Source organism: Streptomyces sp. URMC 123 (assembly GCF_051386515.1).
Classification (GTDB): Bacteria; Actinomycetota; Actinomycetes; order Streptomycetales; family Streptomycetaceae; genus Streptomyces.
Genome location: NZ_JBPQTV010000089.1, coordinates 1 through 21744, shown reverse-complemented (window position 1 = coordinate 21744; position 21744 = coordinate 1). Strand labels below are relative to the sequence as shown.

General features: G+C 74.2%; 18 protein-coding genes. 8 read left to right on the top strand and 10 right to left on the bottom strand.

Translation table 11 applies throughout. The features are described from left to right. Window positions 1-74: 74 nt before the first annotated feature. From ACSNOD_RS13445 to ACSNOD_RS13435, 3 genes are all read left to right on the top strand, one after another. Entirely contained in the window at window positions 75-1046 is a 972-nt protein-coding gene (locus ACSNOD_RS13445) for a DUF72 domain-containing protein (protein WP_436767124.1), read from the top strand. Between the two features lie 268 nt (window positions 1047-1314). After that, window positions 1315-2238 carry an aminoglycoside phosphotransferase family protein gene (locus ACSNOD_RS13440; protein ID WP_436767126.1) on the top strand — a complete coding sequence of 308 codons (924 nt, stop codon included), beginning with the start codon at window positions 1315-1317 and terminating at the stop codon, window positions 2236-2238. A gap of 112 nt (window positions 2239-2350) precedes the next feature. Further along, the gene (locus ACSNOD_RS13435) at window positions 2351-2758 is read left to right on the top strand and encodes a VOC family protein (protein ID WP_436767123.1); all 408 of its coding nucleotides are present in this window, start codon (window positions 2351-2353) and stop codon (window positions 2756-2758) included. A gap of 132 nt (window positions 2759-2890) precedes the next feature. Here the strand turns inward: ACSNOD_RS13435 and ACSNOD_RS13430 are convergent, their stop codons facing one another. The 5 genes from ACSNOD_RS13430 to ACSNOD_RS13410 form a co-directional block, all read right to left on the bottom strand. Further along, complete coding sequence (locus ACSNOD_RS13430) at window positions 2891-4342, bottom strand: NDP-hexose 2,3-dehydratase family protein (RefSeq protein ID WP_436767122.1); 1452 nt, start codon at window positions 4340-4342, stop codon at window positions 2891-2893. Between the two features lie 71 nt (window positions 4343-4413). Further along, window positions 4414-5433, bottom strand: coding sequence for a dTDP-glucose 4,6-dehydratase (gene rfbB / locus ACSNOD_RS13425; protein ID WP_436767125.1), 1020 nt, complete (start codon window positions 5431-5433; stop codon window positions 4414-4416). 32 nt (window positions 5434-5465) lie between these two features. Continuing rightward, entirely contained in the window at window positions 5466-6530 is a 1065-nt protein-coding gene (locus ACSNOD_RS13420; RefSeq protein ID WP_436767121.1) for a glucose-1-phosphate thymidylyltransferase, read from the bottom strand. Window positions 6531-6609: 79 nt separating this feature from the next. Beyond that, window positions 6610-7731, bottom strand: coding sequence for a DegT/DnrJ/EryC1/StrS family aminotransferase (locus ACSNOD_RS13415; protein ID WP_436767120.1), 1122 nt, complete (start codon window positions 7729-7731; stop codon window positions 6610-6612). A gap of 6 nt (window positions 7732-7737) precedes the next feature. Further along, window positions 7738-8724 carry an NAD-dependent epimerase/dehydratase family protein gene (locus tag ACSNOD_RS13410; protein WP_436767119.1) on the bottom strand — a complete coding sequence of 329 codons (987 nt, stop codon included), beginning with the start codon at window positions 8722-8724 and terminating at the stop codon, window positions 7738-7740. 236 nt (window positions 8725-8960) lie between these two features. On the opposite strand from ACSNOD_RS13410, the gene ACSNOD_RS13405 reads away from it, so the two are divergent. After that, window positions 8961-9674 (top strand): class I SAM-dependent DNA methyltransferase, encoded by a 714-nt coding sequence (locus tag ACSNOD_RS13405; RefSeq protein ID WP_436767118.1) that lies wholly within the window; start codon window positions 8961-8963, stop codon window positions 9672-9674. A 175-nt stretch (window positions 9675-9849) separates the two neighbouring features. Next, entirely contained in the window at window positions 9850-10056 is a 207-nt protein-coding gene (locus ACSNOD_RS13400) for a DUF5133 domain-containing protein (protein WP_436767117.1), read from the top strand. A 124-nt stretch (window positions 10057-10180) separates the two neighbouring features. On the opposite strand, the gene ACSNOD_RS13395 is transcribed toward ACSNOD_RS13400, so the two are convergent. The 5 genes from ACSNOD_RS13395 to ACSNOD_RS13375 form a co-directional block, all read right to left on the bottom strand. Then, window positions 10181-10948 (bottom strand): TauD/TfdA family dioxygenase, encoded by a 768-nt coding sequence (locus tag ACSNOD_RS13395; protein ID WP_436767116.1) that lies wholly within the window; start codon window positions 10946-10948, stop codon window positions 10181-10183. A gap of 179 nt (window positions 10949-11127) precedes the next feature. Then, complete coding sequence (asnB, locus tag ACSNOD_RS13390) at window positions 11128-12984, bottom strand: asparagine synthase (glutamine-hydrolyzing) (RefSeq protein ID WP_436767115.1); 1857 nt, start codon at window positions 12982-12984, stop codon at window positions 11128-11130. A 130-nt stretch (window positions 12985-13114) separates the two neighbouring features. Beyond that, complete coding sequence (locus tag ACSNOD_RS13385; protein WP_436767114.1) at window positions 13115-14599, bottom strand: MFS transporter; 1485 nt, start codon at window positions 14597-14599, stop codon at window positions 13115-13117. A gap of 66 nt (window positions 14600-14665) precedes the next feature. Then, window positions 14666-15124: a hotdog fold thioesterase gene (locus ACSNOD_RS13380; protein WP_436767113.1), complete on the bottom strand. Its 459-nt coding sequence runs from the start codon at window positions 15122-15124 to the stop codon at window positions 14666-14668. After that, complete coding sequence (locus ACSNOD_RS13375) at window positions 15121-16911, bottom strand: AMP-binding protein (RefSeq protein WP_436767112.1); 1791 nt, start codon at window positions 16909-16911, stop codon at window positions 15121-15123. Before ACSNOD_RS13375 ends, ACSNOD_RS13380 begins: the two co-directional genes overlap by 4 nt. Window positions 16912-17528: 617 nt before the next feature. Here ACSNOD_RS13375 and ACSNOD_RS13370 point away from each other — a divergent pair. The 3 genes from ACSNOD_RS13370 to ACSNOD_RS13360 are packed head-to-tail and all read left to right on the top strand — an operon-like array spanning window position 17529 to window position 21675. After that, complete coding sequence (locus ACSNOD_RS13370) at window positions 17529-19529, top strand: AMP-binding protein (RefSeq protein ID WP_436767111.1); 2001 nt, start codon at window positions 17529-17531, stop codon at window positions 19527-19529. Further along, entirely contained in the window at window positions 19526-20671 is a 1146-nt protein-coding gene (locus ACSNOD_RS13365) for a beta-ketoacyl synthase N-terminal-like domain-containing protein (RefSeq protein WP_436767110.1), read from the top strand. The genes ACSNOD_RS13370 and ACSNOD_RS13365 overlap by 4 nt, the downstream gene beginning before the upstream one ends. Next, a complete protein-coding gene (locus ACSNOD_RS13360) occupies window positions 20668-21675 on the top strand; it encodes a beta-ketoacyl synthase N-terminal-like domain-containing protein (RefSeq protein ID WP_436767109.1) in 1008 nt (335 codons plus the stop codon). The genes ACSNOD_RS13365 and ACSNOD_RS13360 overlap by 4 nt, the downstream gene beginning before the upstream one ends. The last annotated feature ends 69 nt before the right edge of the window (window positions 21676-21744 follow it).

Genomic DNA, 21744 nt, shown 5'->3' with positions numbered 1-21744 from the left:
CGCCACCCGGCCGCCGGTCTGGTCGCCCACGCGCTCCACCTGTTCGGGGCGGGCGGCGCGGGTAGCCGAGCGGCATGGGTGACATTCTGGTCGGGACCTGTTCGTGGACGGACCCCGCGCTGCTCGCCAGCGGCTGGTACCCGACGGGGGCGCGCGACCCCGAGGGGCGGTTACGGCACTACGCCTCGCGCTTCCCGGTCGTCGAGGTGGACGCCACGTACTACGCGCTGCCGAGCGTGCGCAACAGCCGGCTGTGGGCCGAGCGCACCCCCGCCGGGTTCCTCTTCGACGTCAAGGCGTTCTCCCTGCTGACCGGCCACCCCACGCGGGTGGGGGCGCTGCCGAAGGACCTGCGGCCGGCCGTCGACCAGCGGCGCCTGCTGCGGCCGGGGGACCTGCCGGCGCACGTCGTGGACGCTGTGTGGTCGGCCTTCCTCGACGCCCTGGCTCCGCTGCGCGACGCGGGGCGGCTGGGCGGGGTGCTGTTCCAGTTCCCGCCCTGGTTCGCGCCCGGCCGGCGCGCCGAGGAGTACCTGGAGGAGTGCCGGGAGCGCACGGCGGGGCTGCCGGTCGCGGTGGAGTTCCGGCACCCCGGCTGGGCCGACCCCGCCCGGCTCGACCGGGCGCTGGCGTTCCTCGCGCGCCGGGAGATGGCGTTCGTGGCCGTGGACACCGTGCAGGGCCACCCCGCCTCCCTGCCGCCGGTCACCGCGGCGACCTGCCGCGCGTGGTCGGTCGTACGGTTCCACGGGCGCAGCCCGCGCTGGGCGGACGGCAGCAAGGAGGACCGCTTCCGGCACCGCTACGGGCGGGAGGAGCTGCTGGCCTGGGTGCCGCGGGTGCGCTCGCTGGCCGAGCGCGCCGACGCGGTGCACGTGCTGTTCAACAACTGCTGCGGGGACGCGGCGGTGAGCGCCGCCGGGACGATGTCCGAGCTGCTCGGGCCGGCCGCCGCCCGGCCGCTCCCGGCCCCCCGGCAGGAGGCGTCGCAGGAGACCTTGCAGGACGCCTTGGAGGAGGCTTCCGCCGAGGGCGCGGAGGCGTGAGCATGCCGCGGGCCGGCGGGGTCGCGGGGGCCGCGCACGCGGCGCGGAAGGCCGGTGGCGCGGCGCGCGGGGCGAAGGCCGGTGGTACGGGCGGCGCGCGGCGCGAAGAGGCTGCGCGGGCCGCCCGCGCCGCGCGCGGAAAACCCCTTTGACATGCGGTGACCCGGGCGGCGAGGGTGGCGCCGTGGACGGATACCCGACACTCGACCGCTCCCCCTCCGACGCATCCGTCGGCACGCCCCCGGAGCCCACCGGGGGCGTCGAACCGATCGCCATACCCGCCGCGCTGGCCGAGGCCCACGCGGAGTGGGCCGAGGACGGCGGGCGCGCCTGGCTCGGCGCGCTGCCCGCCCTCGCCGCCGAGCGCCTCGCCGCCTGGGGGCTGCGCCCCGACGGACCGGCCGTCCACGGCGCCGTGGCCCTCGTCCTGCCGGTGCTGCGCGCCGACGGCACCCGCGCGGCGCTGAAGCTCCAGCCCGTCGACGAGGAGACCGGCGGCGAGCCCGCCGCGCTGCGCGCCTGGGGCGGCGACGGCGCGGTGCGGCTGCTGGAGCACGATCCGGCCTCCGGGTCGATGCTGCTGGAGCGGCTGAATCCGACCCGTTCGCTCGCCGCCGTCCGCAACGACATGGCCGCCCTGGAGATCCTCTCCGGGCTGCTCGCCCGGCTCACGGCCACGCCGGCCCCGGCGGGCCTGCGGCGGCTGGCCGACGTGGCCGCCGCCCTGCTGGAGGACGTGCCCGAGGCGCTGCCCGAGCTGGCCGCCGAGGCCGACCGCCGGCTGGTCGAGCGCTGCGCGGACGCCGTGCGCGAGGTGCTCGACGAGCCGGGCGACCGGCTGCTCCACTGGGACCTGCACTACGGCAACGTGCTCGCCGCGCACCCGTCCGCGCCACGCGAGCCGTGGCTGGTCATCGACCCCAAGCCGCTCGCCGGCGACCCCGGCTTCGAGCTGCTGCCGGCGCTGCACAACCGGTGGGAGGACGCCGTCGCCACCGGCCGCGTGGAGCGGGCCGTGCTGCGCCGCTTCGACCTGATGACCGAGGTGCTCGGTCTGGACCGGCGGCGCGCGGCGCGGTGGACCCTGGGCCGGGTGCTCCAGAACGCGCTGTGGGACGTCGAGGACGGCGAGGAGACCCTCTCCCCCGAGCAGCGCGCCGTGGCCGGGGCCCTGCTGGCCGGCCGCGTCTGACCGACCGCTCCCCGGGGCCGGCGCCTCCCGGCGGAGCCGGAACGCGATCGAGCGGCGCACGGCCGGGGAGACCGCCCGCGGGCCCGCCGGCCGGTGGTGGCAGGATCGCCCCATGTCTCATCTCGGTCTGGTGACCCTCGTCGTGCGCGACTACGACGAGGCGATCGACTACTACGTCAACGCCCTGGGCTTCGAGCTGGTCGAGGACACGCTGCTGTCCGACGGCAAGCGCTGGGTCGTCGTCTCCCCGCCCGGAGCGCGGGAGACCGCGCTGCTGCTCGCCCGCGCCGCCCGCCCCGAACAGGTGGAGCGCGTGGGCGACCAGACCGGCGGCCGGGTGGCGCTGTTCCTGCACACCGACGATTTCGAGCGGGACCACGCCCGGATGGTGGCGGCCGGGGTCGTCTTCGAGGAGCCGCCCCGGGAGGAGTCGTACGGCACCGTGGCGGTCTTCCGCGATCTGTACGGCAACCGCTGGGATCTCCTTTCGCTGCGGAATCCTCTTCCGGAGGACGACTGACTCGCTCCGGCCGTGTCGGCATGTCGAGTTCGGCCGGGCACACCGGCGAACCGACCGGCCGTCGGCCGTGAAGGCTTCGAGGGGGGCGCCGCGTGCGGCCCCCCCCTCGTCCTCATCCGCGCCCGCGCGCGGTCAGCCGAGCGAGCCGAGGCAGGCCAGCAGCGTCCGGGCCTGGACGCTCACATAGTGGCCATGCCGCAGCAGGGCCGCCACCTGCCCCAGGGTGAACCAGGCGCAGTCGGCGGGGAGCCGGTCCGGTGAGACCGGGAACGCGTCGTCCGCCTCGACGATCAGATGGCGGCTGGACGCGTCGAGGAATCTGCCGCCCTCCTCCGAGTGCACCACGTCGTAGAGGACACGGGACGGGTCCGCGGCCAGCACCTCGTCGAGCAGGGAGGGCCGCTCGCCCGGGTCGTAGTTCTCCGGAACGCACTGGACCGTGGGGCCGAGTTCCACCGTGTCGAGGAACCCCGGCTCGGCGCGGGCCCGCAGCAGCAGATGGAGCACCCCGTCGAACTCCTTGACCACGAGGGCCACCACGCCCGGCCCGGTGGGGGCGAACAGCGGCTGGGACCACCCCGTCACCTCGCGGCTGCCGGCCCGGACGGAGACCCCGACCACCGTGAAGTAGCGGCCGTCGAGGCGGGATATGCCGGTCGCGGTGCGCTCCCAGCCGCGGGTCTCGCGCAGGGGCACACGGGTGACCTCCACCTCCCGGTCGGAGCGCTGGCCCGTGAACCAGCTGTACAGCTCGGGCGTGGGGACCAGGGCCCCGGCGTCCGGGTCGCGGGAGGCGGCGAGCGCGGCGGCGAGGGGCCCTCCGCCACCACCGACGGGCAGGAACGGCGCGAGGCAGGAGAGCACCGTACGGGCATCCATATTGATCACATGGTCCCGGGCCAGCAGCGCGTGCAGCTGCCCGAGCGTCAACCAGCGGAAGTCGTCGGTGAGCGGTACCTCCCGGTCGGTCTCGACGATCATGTTGCGGTTGCTCTTGTGGTGGAACCACGAGCCGTGCTCGGACTGGAGCACATCGGTGATCACCCGGCCGCGGCCGGGTCCGGCGAAGAACTCCAGGTGGCGCACGGGCGCGCCGCGGTGCACCCGGGTGTAGTTGCTGCGGGTGGCCTGGACGGTGGGTGAGAGCTGGAGCAGATTGGGGTTGCCCGGCTCCATCTTGGCCTGCATCAGGAAGTGCGGGACCCCGTCGAAGTCCTTCATCAGCAGGCCGAGGATGCCGACCTCCGGCTGGCGGATGACGGGCTGGTGCCACTCCCGTGGCCGACTCGGAGTGCCCGGAATACCCGGATCGCCCATGCGCACCCGCAGGCCCTCGACGGTGAAGAAGCGCCCGCTGTGGTGGGCGAGGTTGCCGGTGTCCTCCTCGAAGTGCCAGCCGTCGAGCGCGGCGAAGGGCACGCGCCGGACCCGGAAGGGGTGGGCGCGGCGGCGGCTGTCGAGCCAGTCGTCGAATCGTTTCAGCGGTAGCCGGTCCCCGTCCGCCGCGGCGGCCGAGCGGGCGAGCCGGGCGGCCAGCCCGCGGTCCTCGCGCGGCCGCAGCCGGCCGTCACGGGCGGCGCGCACGGCCTGAACGGCGTGAACGGCGTGAACGGCGCCTGCGGCCACGCCAGGCTGCCGTTCCCCGACACCGGCGGTCACCCCGGGCCCCCGCTCCCGGGCGCCGCCGGCGCGCCCGCCGCGACGGCCCGCCGCTCCTTCAGCGGCTCCCACCAGGCGGGGTTGTCGCGGTACCAGGAGACGACGTCGGCCAGCCCGGTGAGGAACGGCACCCGGGGCCGATAGCCCAGCTCCTCGCGGATCTTGGTGTCGTCCAGGGCGTAGCGCAGATCGTGCCCCTTGCGGTCCGGCACCCGTCGTACGAGGTCGGCCGGGGCCCCGCACAGATCCAGCAGCAGATCGGTGATCTCGCGGTTGGTCCGTTCCTCGCCGCCGCCGATGTTGTAGATCTCCCCGGGGCGGCCCCGGGTCAGCACGAGGTGCACGGCCGCGCAGTGGTCCGAGACGTGCAGCCACTCGCGGACATTGCGCCCGTCGCCGTAGAGCGGCACCGGCTGGCCGTCGAGCAGGTTGGTGACGAAGAGCGGGATCAGCTTCTCCGGGTGCTGGTACGGCCCGTAGTTGTTGGAGCAGCGGGTGACGGACACCTCCAGTCCGTGGGTGCGCCAGTACGCGCGCGCCATCAGATCGCTGCCGGCCTTGGAGGCGGCGTACGGGGAGTTGGGGGCGAGCGGCCAGTCCTCGGTCCACGCGCCCCGGGCGATGGAGCCGTACACCTCGTCGGTGGAGATGTGCACCACCCGCCGTACGCCGGTGCGCACACACGCCTCCAACAGGTTCTGCGTGCCGCCGACGTTGGTGCGCACGAAGGCCGAGGGGTCCGCCAGCGAGCGGTCCACATGGGACTCGGCGGCGAAGTGCAGCACCGCGTCATGGCCGGGCAGCACGTCGTGGAGCAGGGCGGTGTCGCAGATGTCGCCCTCGACGAAGGTCAGCCGGTCGTGGTGGAGGGGCAGATTGGCCCGGTTGCCGGCGTAGGTGAGCTTGTCCACCACGGTCACCCGGGCGTTCTCGGCGCCGGCGTAGCCGCCGTCGAGCAGGGTGCGCACATAGTGCGAGCCGATGAATCCGGCGCCGCCGGTGACCAGGAGCCTCATGCCGCCCGTGGGCCCCGTGCCGCTCATGGGCCTCATGCCGCCACCTCGATGCTGGCGTGGTCGCCGACCACCAGGCGCTTGCGGCCGGTGGTGGTGGCGCTGGTGACGGTGGCGGCGCGGCCGATGATCGAGCCGTGCACCCCGCTGACGCGCTGGACGGTGGCCCCGTCCAGCATGATCGAGTAGTCCAGGCCGGCGGAGCGCAGCCGGCAGTCGCGGCCGATGGAGGTGTGGGGGCCGATGTGGCTGTCCTCCACGACCGCGCCGGGGCCGACGACGACCGGGCCGACGATCCGGGAGCGCACCACCCGGGCGCCCTTCTGCACGACGACCGCGCCGATCAGCTCGCTGGCGCCGTCGACCTCGCCGAGGACGGCCGGCTCCAGCGCGTCGAGGAGTTCGCGATTGCAGTCGAGCACGTCCTCGATCCGGCCGGTGTCCTTCCAGAACCCGGTGTAGACGCCGGCCCGTACGTCGTGGCCGCGGGTCACCAGCCACTGGAGGGCGTCGGTGATCTCCAGTTCCCCGCGCGGGCTGGGCCGGATGGCGTCCACCGCCCGGTGGACGGCGGGGGTGAAGAAGTAGACGCCGACCACCGCGAGGTCGCTGCGCGGCCGCAGGGGCTTCTCCACCAGCCGGGTGACCCGGCCGTCGGCGTCCACCTCGGCGACGCCGAAGGCGCTGGGGTCGGTCACCCGGTGGACCACGATCTGGGCGGTCGGGCGCCGGGCTCGGAAGTCCCGGGCGATGTCGGCGACCCCCTGCGGGAGCATGTTGTCGCCGAGGTACATCACGAAGTCCTCGTCACCCAGGAAGTCGCGGGCGATGCGCACGCAGTGGGCCAGCCCTCGGGGTTCCTCCTGCGGGATGTAGGTGATCCGCACGCCGTGGGCGGACCCGTCGCCGAGGGCCGCGGTGATCTCGCGGGCCCGGTCGCCCACGATCATGCCGACGTCGGCGGCGCCCAGGGCCCGCAGTTGCTCCAGCACATGCACGAGCACCGGGGTATTGGCGATGGGAATGAGCTGTTTGGGCATGGAGTGGCTGAAGGGGCGCAACCGGCTTCCCAGCCCTCCGGCCAGCACGAGCGCTTTCATGGGGTGCTCCTCCTCGTACGAGCTCTTGGTCCGAGCGCCGATGGCGCTCACGGGGTCGTCACGGGGTCGTCACGGGTCGTCACAGGCTCGCCAGCACGTCCCGCAGGGCCCCGATCACCCTGTCCTGCACGTCCACCGGCAGCGACGGGTACATGGGCAGCGAGAAGATCTCCCCGGCGAGCCGTTCGGTGACCGGGAGCGATCCCTTGCCGTACCCGAGATGGGCGAAGCCGGTCATGGTGTGCACCGGCCACGGGTAGCTGATGTTCAGCGCGATGTCATGGCGTTTGAGCTCGGCGATGATGTCGTCGCGGCGCGGGTGGCGGACCACGTAGACGTAGTGGACGTGGTCGTTGCCGGGGGCGAGCGTGGGCAGGACGAGTCCGCCGGGGCCGGTGAGGTCGGCGAGGTGCTCGGCGTAGCGGCGGGCGACCGCGCGCCGGCCGGCGACATAGGCGTCCAGCCGGGTGAGCTTGCGGCGCAGGATCTCGGCGTGCACCTCGTCCAGGCGGCTGTTGTGGCCGGGGGTGTCGACGACGTAGTAGACCTCCTCCATGCCGTAGTAGCGCAGCCGACGTAGCGCGCGGTCCACCGCGGCGTCGGAGGTGAGGACCGCTCCCCCGTCGCCGTACGCGCCGAGGACCTTGGTGGGGTAGAAGGAGAAGGCGGCGGCGTCGCCGAAGGTGCCGGCGAGGCGGCCGTGGTGGCGCGCGCCGTGGGCCTGGGCGCAGTCCTCCAGCACCACCAGGCCGTGCCGCTCGGCGAGGCGCCGCAGCGGGGCCATCTCCACGCACTGCCCGTAGAGGTGGACCGGCAGCAGGGCCTTGGTGCGGGGGGTGATGGCCGCCTCGACCTGGTCGGTGTCCATGAGATACGTGTCCTCGTGGACGTCGACGAAGACCGGGGTGGCGCCGGCGCCGTCGATGGCGACGACGGTCGGGGCCGCCGTGTTGGAAACGGTGATCACCTCGTCACCGGGCCCGACGCCGAGCGCCTGGAGGCCGAGTTTGACGGCGTTGGTGCCGTTGTCGACGCCGGTGCAGTGCGGCACGCCGTGGTAGGCGGCGAACTCCCGCTCGAAGCCGCGGACGCTCTCGCCCAGGACGAGCCGGCCGGACTCGAAGACCGTCTCCACGGCGTCGAGGATGTCCGCGCGCTCCTGGTGGTACTCGGGCAGATAGTCCCAGACGTAGGTGGTCATGGGCGGTCAACCTCCGGGGTGAATAGGCGAGTTGTTTTCTTGAGCGTCGGTCGCCGCGGGGGCCAGGGAGCGCCAGTACGCGCGTACGGCGTCCTCCAACGAGCGGCGCGGCGCGAAGCCGAGCAGCTCCCGGGCCGGCCGGGTGTCCACCCGCAGCCAGTCCTCGGCGGCCGCGGACGCCTCCCCCACGGGCGGCCGTTCGCGCACCGTCGCCGGCACCCCGCTCACCTCGATGAGCAGATCGACCAGGGCGCGGACGGCGACCGCCTCGCCCCGGGCGATGTCCACGGCCTCGCCGTTCACGGACGAGCCGGCCGCGGCGACGACGGCGTCGGCCACGTCCCGTACGTCGATGTAGTCGCGGTGGGCGCGCAGCGGGGCGAGCTCGACGACGGCGGGCGCGCCGGTGCCCGGGCCGGCGGCGAGCAGGGCGGCCGCCACCCGGCCGAGGAGGCTCACCGGCGGGGTGCCGGGGCCGGCGACGTTGGCCACCCGCAGCACCATGCCCTCGGCCCGGCCGTCGGCGCAGGCGGCCAGCACCGCGCGGGTGGCCGCGAGCTTGGCCCTGCCGTAGGCGGTGTCGGGGCGCGGCACGGTGGCCGGGCCCACGGTGGTGCCGGGCGGCACGGGCCCGTACTCCAGGACGGAGCCCAGGTGGATCAGCCGCGGCCGGGCGGTCGTCAGGGTGAGCGCCTCCAGCAGCCGCAGGGTGGGGAGGGTGGCGGCGTCCCACATCTCCCGGTCGGTGCGCCCCCAGATGCTGCCGATGGTGTTGACGACGGTGCGCGGGCGCACCGCGTCCAGGCGCTCGGCGAGGTCCGCCGCGGGGGTGGTGGTCGGATCGAGGCGGAGGAACCGGTGGGCGCCGGGCCCGCCGGGCGGGCGCCGGGCCGCGGCCACCACCTCGGCGCCGCGCGCGGCGAAGGCGTCGCACACCGCGCGCCCGACGAATCCGGTGCCGCCGAGCACCAGCACACTGCCGTACGAGGACATGGCCGCTCCTTCCGTCCGTCGCGACGCGCCGCCGTCGGGGGCGCGATCGCCGTGCGTCGGCCGTAGGTCAGCGCAGCGTGGCGGGCTCGGGCGGCGGTGGGGCGGCGGTCGGCCCGGCCGCAGCGCCGCCCGACCGCCGCCGGAGCGGGGCCGGGCGGGCCGATCGAGCGGCCCTTGACCACCGGGGGCGATCCTTCCGGTCCCATCGCACGGTCCGACCGACCCGGGGAGGGTCCATGTACGGAGCGGAATCCGCGAAGATCTACGACGCGCAGCACCGGGCACGCGGCAAGGACTACGGGGCGGAGGCCGCGGTGGTCGCCGAGCAGATCCTCGCCCGTCGCCCCGGGGCGCGCTCGGTCCTGGACGTGGCCTGTGGGACCGGGGCCCATCTGGGGCCGTTCCGGGCGCTGTTCGGCCACGCGGAGGGGCTGGAGCTGTCCGAGCCGATGCTCGACCTCGCCCGCGCGGCGGTGCCGGACGCGCCGCTGCACCGGGGGGACATGCGGGCGTTCGACCTGGGCCGCGCCTTCGACGCGGTCACCTGCCTGTTCGCCTCCATCGCCTATGTGGAGTCGGAGGCGGAACTGCGCGCCGCCCTGGGGTGCTTCGCCCGCCATGTGGTGCCGGGCGGGGTGGTCGCGGTGGAGCCGTGGTGGTTCCCCGAGACGTTCCTCGACCGCCATGTGTCCGGCGATGTGATCCGGGTGGACGGCACGACGATCGCCCGGGTGTCGCACTCGACGCTGGACGGCGACGCCTCCCGGATGGAGGTGCACTACGTGCTCGCCGACGCCGCGTCGGGGGTGCGGCACTTCACCGAGACGCACCGGGCGATGCTGTTCCCCCGCGAGCGGTACGAGCGGGCGTTCGCGCTGGCGGGGCTGGAGCCGGAGTACGTGCCGGGTGTGCAGGGCGGCCGGGGGCTGTTCCTGGGGGTCCGCCGCTGAGCCGACGGCCTCGGGCGAGCGCTGCCGTGGGCCAGCTGTGCCGTTCCCCGGGCGATAGTGGACTTCGAGCCATCTTCCGGTCGTGGCGTGTGAGATGTGTGGGGCGGGGCAGGCGCCGCAATGGACGGCCAGGACCTGTCGACGTCCGGTCGCTACTCACTGATGGAGGCTGTCGATGTTGATGGCGCACCCTGCCGTGCTGCGGAACCTGGTCGAACGCTACGAGGAGCTGGAGCCCCTCACCCGGCGGGAGACCGTGGCACCGGAGACCCACCGGGCGATTCAGGACTGTGCCTACACCCTGTGCGTCTCCACCGGCACCCGCACGATCGAGGACGCCCTGGTGGCCGCGCGCTCCCGGCTGGCCGCCTGCGTCCACTGATCGCGCGGGCGGCCCGCCCGCGGACGGCACGGAAACACGGATACCGGAGCGCGGAACAGCAACGCGCAGGGCGGCCCGGGCGTCCACACCGTGACCCCGGTTCTCACAACCGTGGCCCCCGCGCTCACACCGTGATGAGAACCCGCTTGAGGTGGGCCCCGTCCGCCGCCGGCGCCGTGCCGGTGCGCGCGTGCAGCATCCGCCAGTTGTCCCAGAGCAGCAGGGCGCGGCGCTCGAAGCACACCACCACCTTGGCCTCGGCGAAGAAGTCCAGCCCCCGGCGCACGAAGCCGGGCAGGAAGCCGTCGTCGACGCGCACCACCCGCTGGGCGGAGTAGCGCAGCACGTCCCGGCCGCCGTACTGGTCGAGGAGGGGGTGCGCGCTGTGCGGCCGGGCGGCCTCGGGGGCGGGGGCCGGGCCGCCGCGCCACTCGTAGCGCCGGGTGCGCATGATCCGCCGTTCGGCGGTGGAGAAGGACTCCAGCAGGACCCTGCCGTCCGCGAGCGCGGTGCCGGGCCCGGTGGGCGCGGCCGGGCGCACGCACCACAGCGCCAGGAAGCGCGGCGGCAGCCCGGGGTGCTCGCACGCCAGGGTGCGGGGCAGGGATACGGCGGTGGCCGCCGCGCCGCGAGGGTCGCGCGGGGCGATCCGGCCCCCGAGGTCCTGCACCGGCTCGCCGCCGCCGCATGGCCGGAAATCGCCGAAGTGCCGCAGGAACGCGCCGTAGTCGAAGTACTCGGGGATGTCGTGGAGATAGACGTAGCCGAACTCGTCCAAAATGTCCCGGGCGTGGGCCCTGGCGACCCTGAGCGGCATGGCGGACAGGGGCAGGGAGCCGGGTGGGCGGACGGCCGGAACGACGCGCGCCGACGCGTCGCTGGAAGCGGTCATGGCCTCTGCCCTTCTTCCGTGCCGTTGTCTCGCCGTAGCGCCATGACAGCACAGCGGGCACAAGGAGGAGTCGAGCCCCGCTTGTCCCGGCCGCCCGCCCCGCCGGCCGCCGGGGTGCGGGGCCTGCGGGGCGGGGAGCCGGAGGTTCGCGGTTCGGGAGGAGCGCCCCCGGTGTTCGGCTACAGCTCCAGCGACACGTCGTAGCTGCGCAGCCAGAAGTCGAGCGCGAGGACGAGCTCGGTGCTGGTGCGGAAGGCCGGACCCGCGTCGTCCGCGGTGGCCGCGGCGAGCGAGGGGGCGTCCAGCAGGGCGCGTACGGGTGCGTCCGGGCCCTCGGTGACGCGCTTGAGGCCGGTGCGCAGCCCCGCCAGGTAGTGCGGGTCCTGGGTGGTCGGGTACGGGGCCTTGACCCGGTCGGCGACCTCGGGCGGCAGCACGTCGCGGGTGGCGGCGCGCAGCAGGCTCTTCTCGCGGCCGTCGAAGGTCTTCATGGCCCAGGGGGTGTTGAAGACGTACTCGACCAGGCGGTGGTCGCAGAACGGCACCCGGACCTCAAGACCGACGGCCATGCTGGCCCGGTCCTTGCGGTCGAGCATCCACTGCACGAAGCGGGTCAGGTGCAGATGGCTCACCTCGCGCATCCGCCGCTCCAGCGGAGAGACGTCGCCGTCGAGGTGGGGCACCTCGGCGAGGGCCTCGCGGTAGCGCTCGGCGCGGTAGCCGTGCAGGTCGATCTTCTCCAGCAGGCCGCGGTCGAGGAGGGCCTCGGTCGAGCCGCTGCCGGGGCCGGAGATGCCGGTGCCGAAGGGCGGTGCGAGCCAGGGGAAGGTGTCGGCCGCGACGGCGTCGGGGTGGTGGAACCAGCGGTAGCCGCCGAAGACCTCGTCGGCGGACTCCCCGGAGAGGGCCACCGTGCACTGTTCCCGCACGGCCTTGAACAGCAGGTAGAGGGAGGTGTCGCCGTCGCCGAGGTCGAACGGCAGATCGCGGGCGCGCATCACGGCCTGCCGGGCGGCGGTGTCGAGCAGCGCCGTGGAGGGCAGGGTGACGACCCGGTGGTCGGAGCCCACATGGCGGGCGAGGGCCTCGGCGAAGGGGGTGTCGGGGGTGCCGCGCCAGTCGTTGGCGCGGAAGTTCTCGGAGTGGCGGGCGAAGTCGAGGGCGAAGGACTGGACGGGGGGAGCGCCGGTGCTCGCGCGGTGCCGGGCGGCGAGCGCGGTGATGACGCTGGAGTCGAGTCCGCCGGAGAGCAGGGTGCCCAGCGGCACATCGGAGATCATCTGGCGGGCGATGATGTCCTCGAGGAGCTCCCGGACGCGGCCGACGGTGGTGTCGAGGTCGTCGGTGTGGTCGCGGGCCTCCAGGGCCCAGTAGCGGCGGGTGCGCAGCCCCTCGCGCCGCAGCCGCAGGGTGTGGCCGGGGCGCAGCTCGTACATGCCCTTGTAGACGGCGTGGCCCGGGGTCTTGGTGAAGGCGAGCAGCTCGGCGAGCCCCTCGTGGTCGATGGCCGGCCGCGCCCCGGGGTGGGCGAAGATCGCCTTGGGCTCGGAGCCGAACAGCAGCCCGTCGGCGAGCGGGTAGTAGTAGAGGGGCTTGATGCCCATGCGGTCGCGGACCAGCAGCAGTTCGTCGGTGCGCGCGTCCCAGACGGCGAAGGCGTACATCCCGTTGAGCCGCTCGGTGAAGTCCTCGCCCCACTCCAGATAGGCGTGGAGGACCACCTCGGTGTCGCTGTGGGTGCGGAAGGTGTGGCCGAGGCCGATGAGCTCGCGGCGGAGTTCGAGGAAGTTGAACACCTCGCCGCTGTAGGTGAGGGCCACCACGGTACGGCCGTCGCGCTCGAACGTCATGGGCTGCTTGCCGCCGTCGGGGTCGATGACGGCGAGGCGGCGGTGGCCGAGGGCGACCCGGCGGTCCAGCCAGACGCCGTGGGCGTCCGGGCCGCGACAGGCCATGGTCTCGGTCATCGCGTCGGCGGTGTCGGGCGTGACGGGGCGTGCCGGGTCGTAGGAGACCCATCCCGCTATTCCACACATGAGGCGCTGTCTCCTGTCCGTGTTCGCGAATGCGTCTGCGTCCGCCCGGGTGGCAGGGTGGGCGGATGCGGGGCCGGGGCGCGGGCCGCCTCCGGGCGGAGGGGCCGCACCCCGGCCTGGCCGTGCGGGGTCAGACGTGGGCGGGCGCCTGCACCACGGTGTTCCGGTCGGTTCCGTCGCCCGTGAAGCGCCTGAAGGTCCAGGTCATCCACATCACGACGAAGACCATCAGCACGCTGATGCCGGTGGCCCAGCCCATGGCGGTGGCCCAGCTGCCGCTGGTGGGCTCGGTGCCGGCGACGGCGAAGAACACGGCGCCGATGACGGCGACGCCGGCCGCGCTGGCGAACTGCTGAGTGGTGGTGAGGATGCCGGAGGCGATGCCGGCGTCCTGCGGGCGCACCCGCATCAGCGCGGCGCCGAACAGGGCGGGCAGCACCACGCCGTTGCCGCTGCCGATGAGGCAGAGGCAGACCACGATCCAGGGCAGCCCGGTGTCGGCGCCGGAGACGAACAGCCGGGCGGCGAGGGCGATCAGGCCCGCGGCCGTGACCAGGCTGCTGACCACGAGGGCGCCCATGCCCCAGCGGTTGGTGAGCCGGCCGCCGATCATCGAGGTGGCGGTGAAGAGGATGCCCATGGGCGAGAAGACCAGGCCCGCCTCCAGGGGGCCGAGGCCCAGGCCCGACTGGAGCAGCAGGGTCAGGGTGAACATGAAGCTTCCGAAGTAGAGCATGAACGCCGTGCTGGCGATCATGCCGCCGCGGAAGGAGGGGCTGCGGAACAGCGGGAAGACCAGCACCGGGCTGCCGCCCTTGCGGGTGAGCAGCTTCTCCCAGTGCAGGGTGATCAGCGCGACCGGGATGGCCAGGGCCATGCTGATCCAGGTCCACGCCGGCCAGTGCGAGGTGTGGCCCATGGTCAGCGGCACCAGCAGCAGGGCCAGGGCCACGGAGACGCCCAGGGCGCCGATCGGGTCGAGGCCCACCTTGCGGCGCTGCGTCCTGGCGGGCAGCACCCGCATGGCGGCGACCGCGATGACCGCGCAGAACGGCACGTTGATCAGGAAGATGGTGCGCCAGCCGAGGCCGGCGAAGTCGGCGGCGATCAGGCCGCCGCCCAGCACCTGGCCCGCGATGGAGCCGAGGCCGGCGGCGGCGCCGTACCAGGCCATGGCCCACGGCTTGCGGTCGTCGGGGAAGTCGGCGGTGACGATGGCGAGCACCTGCGGGACCATCACCGCGCCGGCCAGGCCCTGGGCGAGCCGGGCGACGATGAGCTGCTCGGGGTTGACGGCGATGCCGCAGAGCAGCGAGGTGACGGCGAAGGCGATGGTGCCGATGACGAACAGCCGGCGGTAGCCGTACTTGTCACCGAGCCGGCCGCCGGTGATCATGCCGGCGGCGTAGGCGAAGGCGTAGCCGCCGACGACGAGTTCGAGGGCCGCCGGTCCGGCGTTGATGCTCTCCTCCAGCGAGGGCGCGGCCACGTTCACGACGAAGAAGTCGAACTGCGCGAAGAACATGGCCGACAGCAGGACGAGGAGGACGGGTCCCGGGCGCAGGGGTGGACGTGCCGCTTCCTTCACTCCGGGCGGGGTGAGTGTGTTGGTCATGAGGCTCCTCGAGGGCGGCGCCGCACTGCGGTGCGGCGGTGGGGCGCGGTCGCGGACCCGGCAGGGTCACGGGTGGGCGGGGTCTCGGTCACGGGTTCTTCGCTTCGCGTGGATGGCACAGGTGATGCGGGAGGTGCACAGGCGGTGCCCGGCCTCGTCGGAGATGACGACGTCGTACGTGGCGGTGGTCCGGCCGAGGTGGAGCGCGGTGGCGACGCCGGTGACCAGGCCGCTCCGGGCGACCCGGTGGTGGGTGGCGTTGATGTCGACACCGACCGCGATGTGCCCCTCGCCGGCGTGCAGCGCCGCGCCGATGGAGCCGAGCGACTCGGCGAGGACCACCGAGGCGCCGCCGTGCAGCATGCGGTAGAGCTGGGTGTTGCCCGCGACCGGCATGGTGGCGACCACCCGGTGCGGTGCGGCTTCGAGGAAGGTGATGCCCATGCGGCCGGCGAGGGTGTCCCCGCCGATGTCGTTGAGCCAGGCGACCGTGTCCCGGGTCGCCTCGGGCGCCGGTACGGTCATCGGGCGGGCGCCTCCTCCGGGTGCGGCGCGCTGCCGGTGTCCGTTACGGGGGCGGGCGTGCTGTCGGTGCCCGGCGCACCGTCGGAGCGCGGTTGCCGCTCGGTGTCCGTGAGGGCGGCGGCCTTGGGGTCGGCGGGGCGGTAGGCGTGCAGGGCGGCGTACTTCTCGCGCAGCTGCCGCTTGAGGACCTTGCCGGTGGGGCCGAGCGGGATGTCGGCCGGGGAGGCGGCGATCTCCAGGAAGGCCAGCGGGGGCTGGCCCACCCCGGTGAGCACCGCGTTGGCCCGGGCCAGCAGGTCGGCCGGGTCGGCGCCGCCCGCCAGGAGGGTGACGACGGCGGCCGGCACGGTCCGCTCCCGCAGCCGGCCGGCGACGATCGCGCAGTCGGCGATCTCGGGGAGGTGGAGCAGCAGTTCCTCCTCCATGAGGGCGGAGTAGCCGTCGCCGTCCTCGGTGCGGATGGCGTCCACGGCCCGGTCGACGTGGAAGAAGTCGCCGTCCTCGGTGCGGTGCACGAGGTCCCCGGAGAGCCAGTAGCCGCCGAGCATGGAGCGGTAGGTGGTGTCGGAGTCGTTCCAGTAGCCGCGGGCCACCGAGTCGCTGCGCACGCCCAGCAGGCCGACCTCGCCCGGGGCGGCGTGGCTGCCGTCCTCGCGCAGCACGGCGACCTCGGCGATCGGGACCTGGCGGCCCAGGTGCCGGGCGCGCGGCGGCGCGTCGGGGGTGAGGACCCGGCGGAGCGCGGCCCAGCCGAGTTCGGAGGAGCCCAGCCCGTCGTCGATCACCGAGCCGGGGGTGGTGGTCCCGTCCTCCGCGGTGGTGCGGCCGAGCCGCATCAGCCGGCGCATATGGGCGTCGTGGCCGCAGTCGCCGAGGTTGACCCACACCTCGACGGAGGAGAAGTCCTCCGGGTCGGGTCCTGAGGTGGCGATCGAGGAGAGCGCCTCGTTGAAGGCGAGCACGACGGTGGGGCGGTGGGTGGCGCAGCCGCGGGCCACGCCGGGGCCGGTGGAGTCCGACCAGCCGATCGTCGGCACGCCGGCGAGCAGGGAGTAGAAGGTGAAGGCGATGGCGCTGGAGTGGGTCAGGGGCGCGGCGGAGAGCACCCGGACGGCGTCCGGCTCGGGGTGGTTGACGAGCCGGTAGCAGGCGCCGGCGACGCTCTGCCGGTGGGTCCAGATCACCGGTTTCGGGTTGCCGGTGGTGCCCGAGGAGTGGCAGATGACCACCGGGTCCTCGGCGCCGTGCCGGTACACCGCGGAGTCGGGCACCGCGCGGTCGCCGAGGACGCCGACGTCCTCGCGGGAGCAGGTCCACCGGGCGTCGGGGAGGTCTTGCAGCCGGCCGGCGAGCAGGTCGAGCCGGGCGGCGTCGGTGTAGACGCCGACGGAGCCGGTGCGGCGCATCAGGCCGAGGGCGAGCTCCGGCTTCATGCGGCCGTTGATGAGCACCCCGATGGCGCCGATCCGGGCGAGGGCGGCGAGGTGGACCTGGTCCTCGAAGGAGTCCTCGATGTAGACGGAGACCCGGTCCCGCGGGCGGATGCCGCGGTCGAGGTACCAGGCGGCCCAGGCGTCGGCGAGGGCGTCGAGCTCGCGGATGCTGAACTCCGCGCGTTCCTCGCCCCGGGGGTCGATCAGCGGGCGATCGGCGAGGAGCAGCGGCGCGTCGGGCGCGGGAGAGGTTTCCAGCGCGATGCGCCAGGCATTGCCCCCTCCCAGGTCGGCGCGGGCCGCGAGGCTCAGGCGGGCCTCCGGTGTGAGCAGGGTGCGTGACGTGAGGGTCATCATTCACCTGGCCTCGGTGTGGTGAGCGGCGGCTCGAAAGGGGTGGCTTCGCTGGTTCTCTTCCGGCTGTTTCCCGGCCGCTGGTCCGACTGCTGCTCCGACCGCTGCCGCACAGTCAATTGCCCATACACGGATGCGATTTCCATTTCATTGAAGTCGTCCCAGCCGTCGTTCCGACAGCCGACAGGAGAACTTAAACGGAACCTCCCCCACCCCGCCACCGCGCATACGAGAGTACGTCAGAACGGCTGATTCCATCGACCTCCGGACGCATTCCGCGGGTGCACTCCAGTGAATATCGAGCGCCACCGGAGCGTCATTCGAGTGGATCACCAGGCGCCGTCCAGGGGCCCGCGGGTCGCTGTCGTGCGCCGTTGCGGCCACGACCAGCTCCTTCGACACCTGGGAAATTCAATGCGAACACCCCCGGGGCACAATACAAATTCGGCCGGTCGGCTCGGAACCTGACATATGACCTGACGTACTTCCGACCCTGCGGCTCGATTCGTTGAATACGGCTCGCTAGGGTCTTCGCAGCGCATCCGATGGAATTCCCCCACAGAACTTCCCCCCGGTAGCTGTGCCATCCCGATAAAGGAGTACACACCGTGCCACCAGTGCGGAATGCTGACGCCAGTGATCGGCTTCGCGAAATAGTGGCGTTCGTCCTCGAATTCGATGTGGAGGACGTGCCGGCCGACGCGTCGTTCCACGAGGAGCTCAGGGTGGACTCCCTGGAGAAGGTCGAGATCGCGGCGCGCATTGAGCAGACCTTCGGGGTCACCCTGGGCGACGAGGAGACCTCGCGCATCGACAGCGTCCGGGACGCGGCGGAGCTGCTGGCCCGCAAGCTGCCCGCGCCGCTCCCGGACGCCGCCTCGAACGCCGCCTCGGGCGCCGCCACCCCCGCCGGCTTCTCCGGCCTCGACGGAATCGCCCCGGCCCTCGGGCACCCGGCCGGCGCCGACGGCCCCGACGGCGCTCCCCCCGCCGGAGTCCGAGGCGCCGCCGGAGCCCGCCCCGCCGCCGAAGCCCGAGGCGCCGCCGAAGCCCGGGGCGCCGTCCGCGCCCGCCCCACCGTGGACCTCGTCGACCGCCTGGTCGGCCGGCATCTCGCGGCGGGCCGGGGCGAGCGGACCAGCTATCTCGACCCGGACGCCGGCGAGGTGTCGTACGCCCGGCTGCACGAGGCGGCCCGCGGCTACGCCGGCGCCCTGCGGGTGGCGGGCGTCCGGCCCGGGACCCGCTGCCTCGTCGTCGCCGAGGACTCGGTGGCCACCGCCGTGGCCGTGCTCGGCCTGTGGTGGCACGGCTGTGTGCCGGTGCCGGTGAGCCCCCTGCTGGACGAGGCCGACATCCGCTTCATCGGCGACGACTGCGCCGCCGGCGCCGTCCACCTCGACACCGCGCCCGCCCAGCAGCGGGCCCTGGAGGCCGCGTTCGACGGCCAGATCCTGCTGACCGGCGACGAGGTCCGGGAGGGGCTCGCGTCCGGGCTGCCCACGGGCGCGTACCACCCGGGCGAGGCCGGCCCCGTGGCCACCTGGCCGGCCGACCGCGAGGCGCTGATCCAGTACACCTCCGGCAGCACCGGCCGCCCCAAGGGCGTGCTGCACTGCGCCACCGCCATCACCGCCATGCTCGACGGCTTCGGCTCGGTGCTCGGGCTGCGCCCGGAGGACCTGGTGCTGTCCACCGCCCGGATGTCCTTCGGCTACGGCTTCGGCAGCTCCGTGCTGTGCGCCCTGGCCGCCGGGGCGAGCACGGTGCTCATCCGCGGCGCCGTCGACGTGCACGTGGTGAGCGCGGCCCTGCGGCGCCACCGCCCGACCGTGCTGTGCTCGGTGCCCCGGCTCTACGTCGGCCTGCTGGAGACCCTGCAGCGCGGCGACGACGAGTCCCTCGCCGCCCTCTCGTCCCTGCGGCTGTGCCTGACCGCCGGCGAGCACTGCCCCGCCGAACTGAGCCGGCGCATCGAGGAGTTCTTCGGCGCGCGGGTGATGAATTGCCTGGGCGCCACCGAGGTCATGCACGTCGTCATCGCCACCCCGCCCGGCCGGGCGATGCACGGACTGGCCGGCGTGCCGGTGCCCGGCGCGATCGTGACGATCCGCGACGAGCAGGGCGCCGTGGTGCCCGACGGCGTCGAGGGCCGGCTGCACATCGCGGGGCCGACCGTCTCGCTCGGCTACCTCAACCGGCCCGAGGCGGACGAGGTCACCTTCTCCGCCGGCGGCGCCTACACCGGCGACGTGGTGCGGCGCGGCGCCGACGGCGGCATCGAGTACCTGTGCCGGGCCGACGACATCCTCAACCTGGGCGGCTACAAGGTGGTCCCCAGCGAGATCGAGAGCGTGGTGCGCGCCACCGACGGGGTGGCCGACTGCGTGGTGGTCGGCCGGGCCGACGACAACGGCCTCCAGCGCGCCGTGGCGTTCACCGTGACGGCCGCGGGCGCCGACCGGGACCGGGTGCGCCGCGCCGTACGGGCCTCGGTCCGCACCAAGCTGGCGCCGTACAAGCGCCCGGCCCAGTTCGAGTTCGTCGACGCGCTCCCGGCCACGGCCACCGGCAAGCTGGCCGCCTACAAGCTGCGGGAACGGGCGGTGCGGTCATGACCTGGGACATCACCGGCATGGGGGCGGTCGCGGGCATCGGCGACACCCCGCAGGAGATCTTCGAGGCGCTCTGCGCCGGCCGCAGCGCCCTGGCGGGGCTGCGGGTCTTCGACACCGACAAGTACCGGGCGCGGCAGGCGTACGAGATCGACGACCGGACCCGCCCGGGTGTCGACGAGCCGTTCCGCGCCACCCGCTGGCTGAAGGCCGCCGTGCTCCAGGCCCTGGCGGACGCCGGGCACGGCACGGACCTGTCCGAGGTGCCCGTGCTGATCGGCACCACCCTCCAGGAGCAGCGCAGCGCCGAGCTGTGGTGGAAGGAGGGCCTGCCCCTCGACGTCGCCGATCTGCACTTCGGCACCGCGCTGCGCGAGGAGTTCGCCGCGCCGCGCACCTACACCTTCGCCAACGCCTGCGCCGCCGCGCTCTACGCGCTGGGCATGGCCACCGACATGATCGACATGGGCATGGCCGACACGGTGGTGGTGGCCGGCACCGACGCGATCGGCGAGAGCGCGTTCGGCACCCTGGACCGGGTGCAGAACGACGTGCCGGACGCGCTGCGCCCGTTCGACCGCTCGCACAAGGGCATGCTCATGGGCGAGGGCGCGGTGGCCGTGGTGCTGGAGCGCGCGGCCGCGCCGGGCCGCCGGGTGCACGCCCGGCTGCGCGGGGTCGGCCTGAACTGCGACGCCCACCACCCCACCGCCCCGGACCCGGAGGGCATCACCCGGGTGCTCCACGACGCGTACGAGCGCGCCGGGCTCGGGCCGGACGACATCGACCTGGTGATGCTGCACGGCAGCGGCACCCCCAAGAACGACTCCACGGAGGCCACCGTGCTCTCGCGGATCTTCGCCGGTTCGGGCGGGCCCGACGCCGGGCCGCTGATGACGGCCATCAAGTCCATGACCGGTCACACCCTGGGCGGTTCCGGGCTGTTGAGCCTGGTGACGGCGGTGCTCGCCTGCCAGCGCGGCACCGTGCCGCCGGTGCTCGGGCTGACCGACCCGATCGAGGAGGCCGCCGGGCTGCGGCTGGTCCGGGGCGGCGCGGCCACCGCCGAGGTGTCCGTGGCCCAGGTCGACGCGTTCGGATTCGGCGGGATCAACGCCGCGGCGATCCTGGAGGCGGCGCGATGAGCGGGCCGAGCCGGGCAACCGCGGCGCGGGGCGCCGCCACCGCCGAACGCGAGGTCGTCGTCACGGGCGTGGGCCTCGCCGTCCCCGGCCTGACGCTGGCCGACGAGCTCCTCGGCGCCGTACGCGACGGCGGCTTCGACCCGCGCACCGGGCTGACCGGGCGGGACCTGCGCCACAAGGACCGCGGCTCGCGGCTGGCGCTGCGCGCCACGGAGCCGGCGCTGCGGGACGCGGGCCTGTACGCGGAGGGCGCCTTCGGCGGGCCCGCCGACCACACCGCCGTCGTGGTCAGCTCCAATCTGGGCATTCTCGACAGCGTCTGCTCCTTCGCCGACATCATCGCCCGGGACACCGTCACCGCCCTCAGCCCGATGGGGCTGCCGCAGACCTCCTGCAATGTGATCGCCGGCTCCGTGGCCATGCGGCACGGGCTGCGCGGCCCCAACATCACGCTGTGCAACGGCCCCACGAGCGGGCTGGACGCGGTGTTCTGGGCCCGCACCACCCTGCTCGCCGGGCGCGCCCGGGCCGCCGTCGTCGTCGGCGTGGAGCCGTCGGGCGAGGCCGTCGGCAAGCTGCTGGGCGGGCCCGCGCTGGACGGTGCCGTCGCGCTGGTGCTGGAGACCCGCGCGAGCGCCGAGGCCCGCGGTGCCCGGCCGCGCGCCACGGTGGCGGCGTACGCCCGGTCGGCCGGCCCGCGGGCCGCGATCGACGCGGTGCTCGGCACCCCGGAGGGCCGGGCCGCCGGGGTGGGGTTGTGGCTCGCCGACCGGTGGCTCGCCGACCGGCCCTCCTCCGACGCGCCGGTCCTCGACCTCGAAGCGCGCTTCGGCCCCTGCTCCGGGGCGCTGGGCGTGCTCCAGTGCGCGGCCGCCGTGGCCCACCTCGACGAGCACGGCGGGGGCGGCGTGCACCGCGAGCTCGAGCCCGCCGTGCTCGCCACCGCGGGGCGGGCCGGCGACGACGCGTCGGCGGCGCTGCTGCTCACCGCCGTGGGCGGCTGACCGGGCGCGGACAGCGGCGGGTACTTGGTGGCCATCGCCACCAACTGCTCGGGCGTCCTCGTCTGGTAG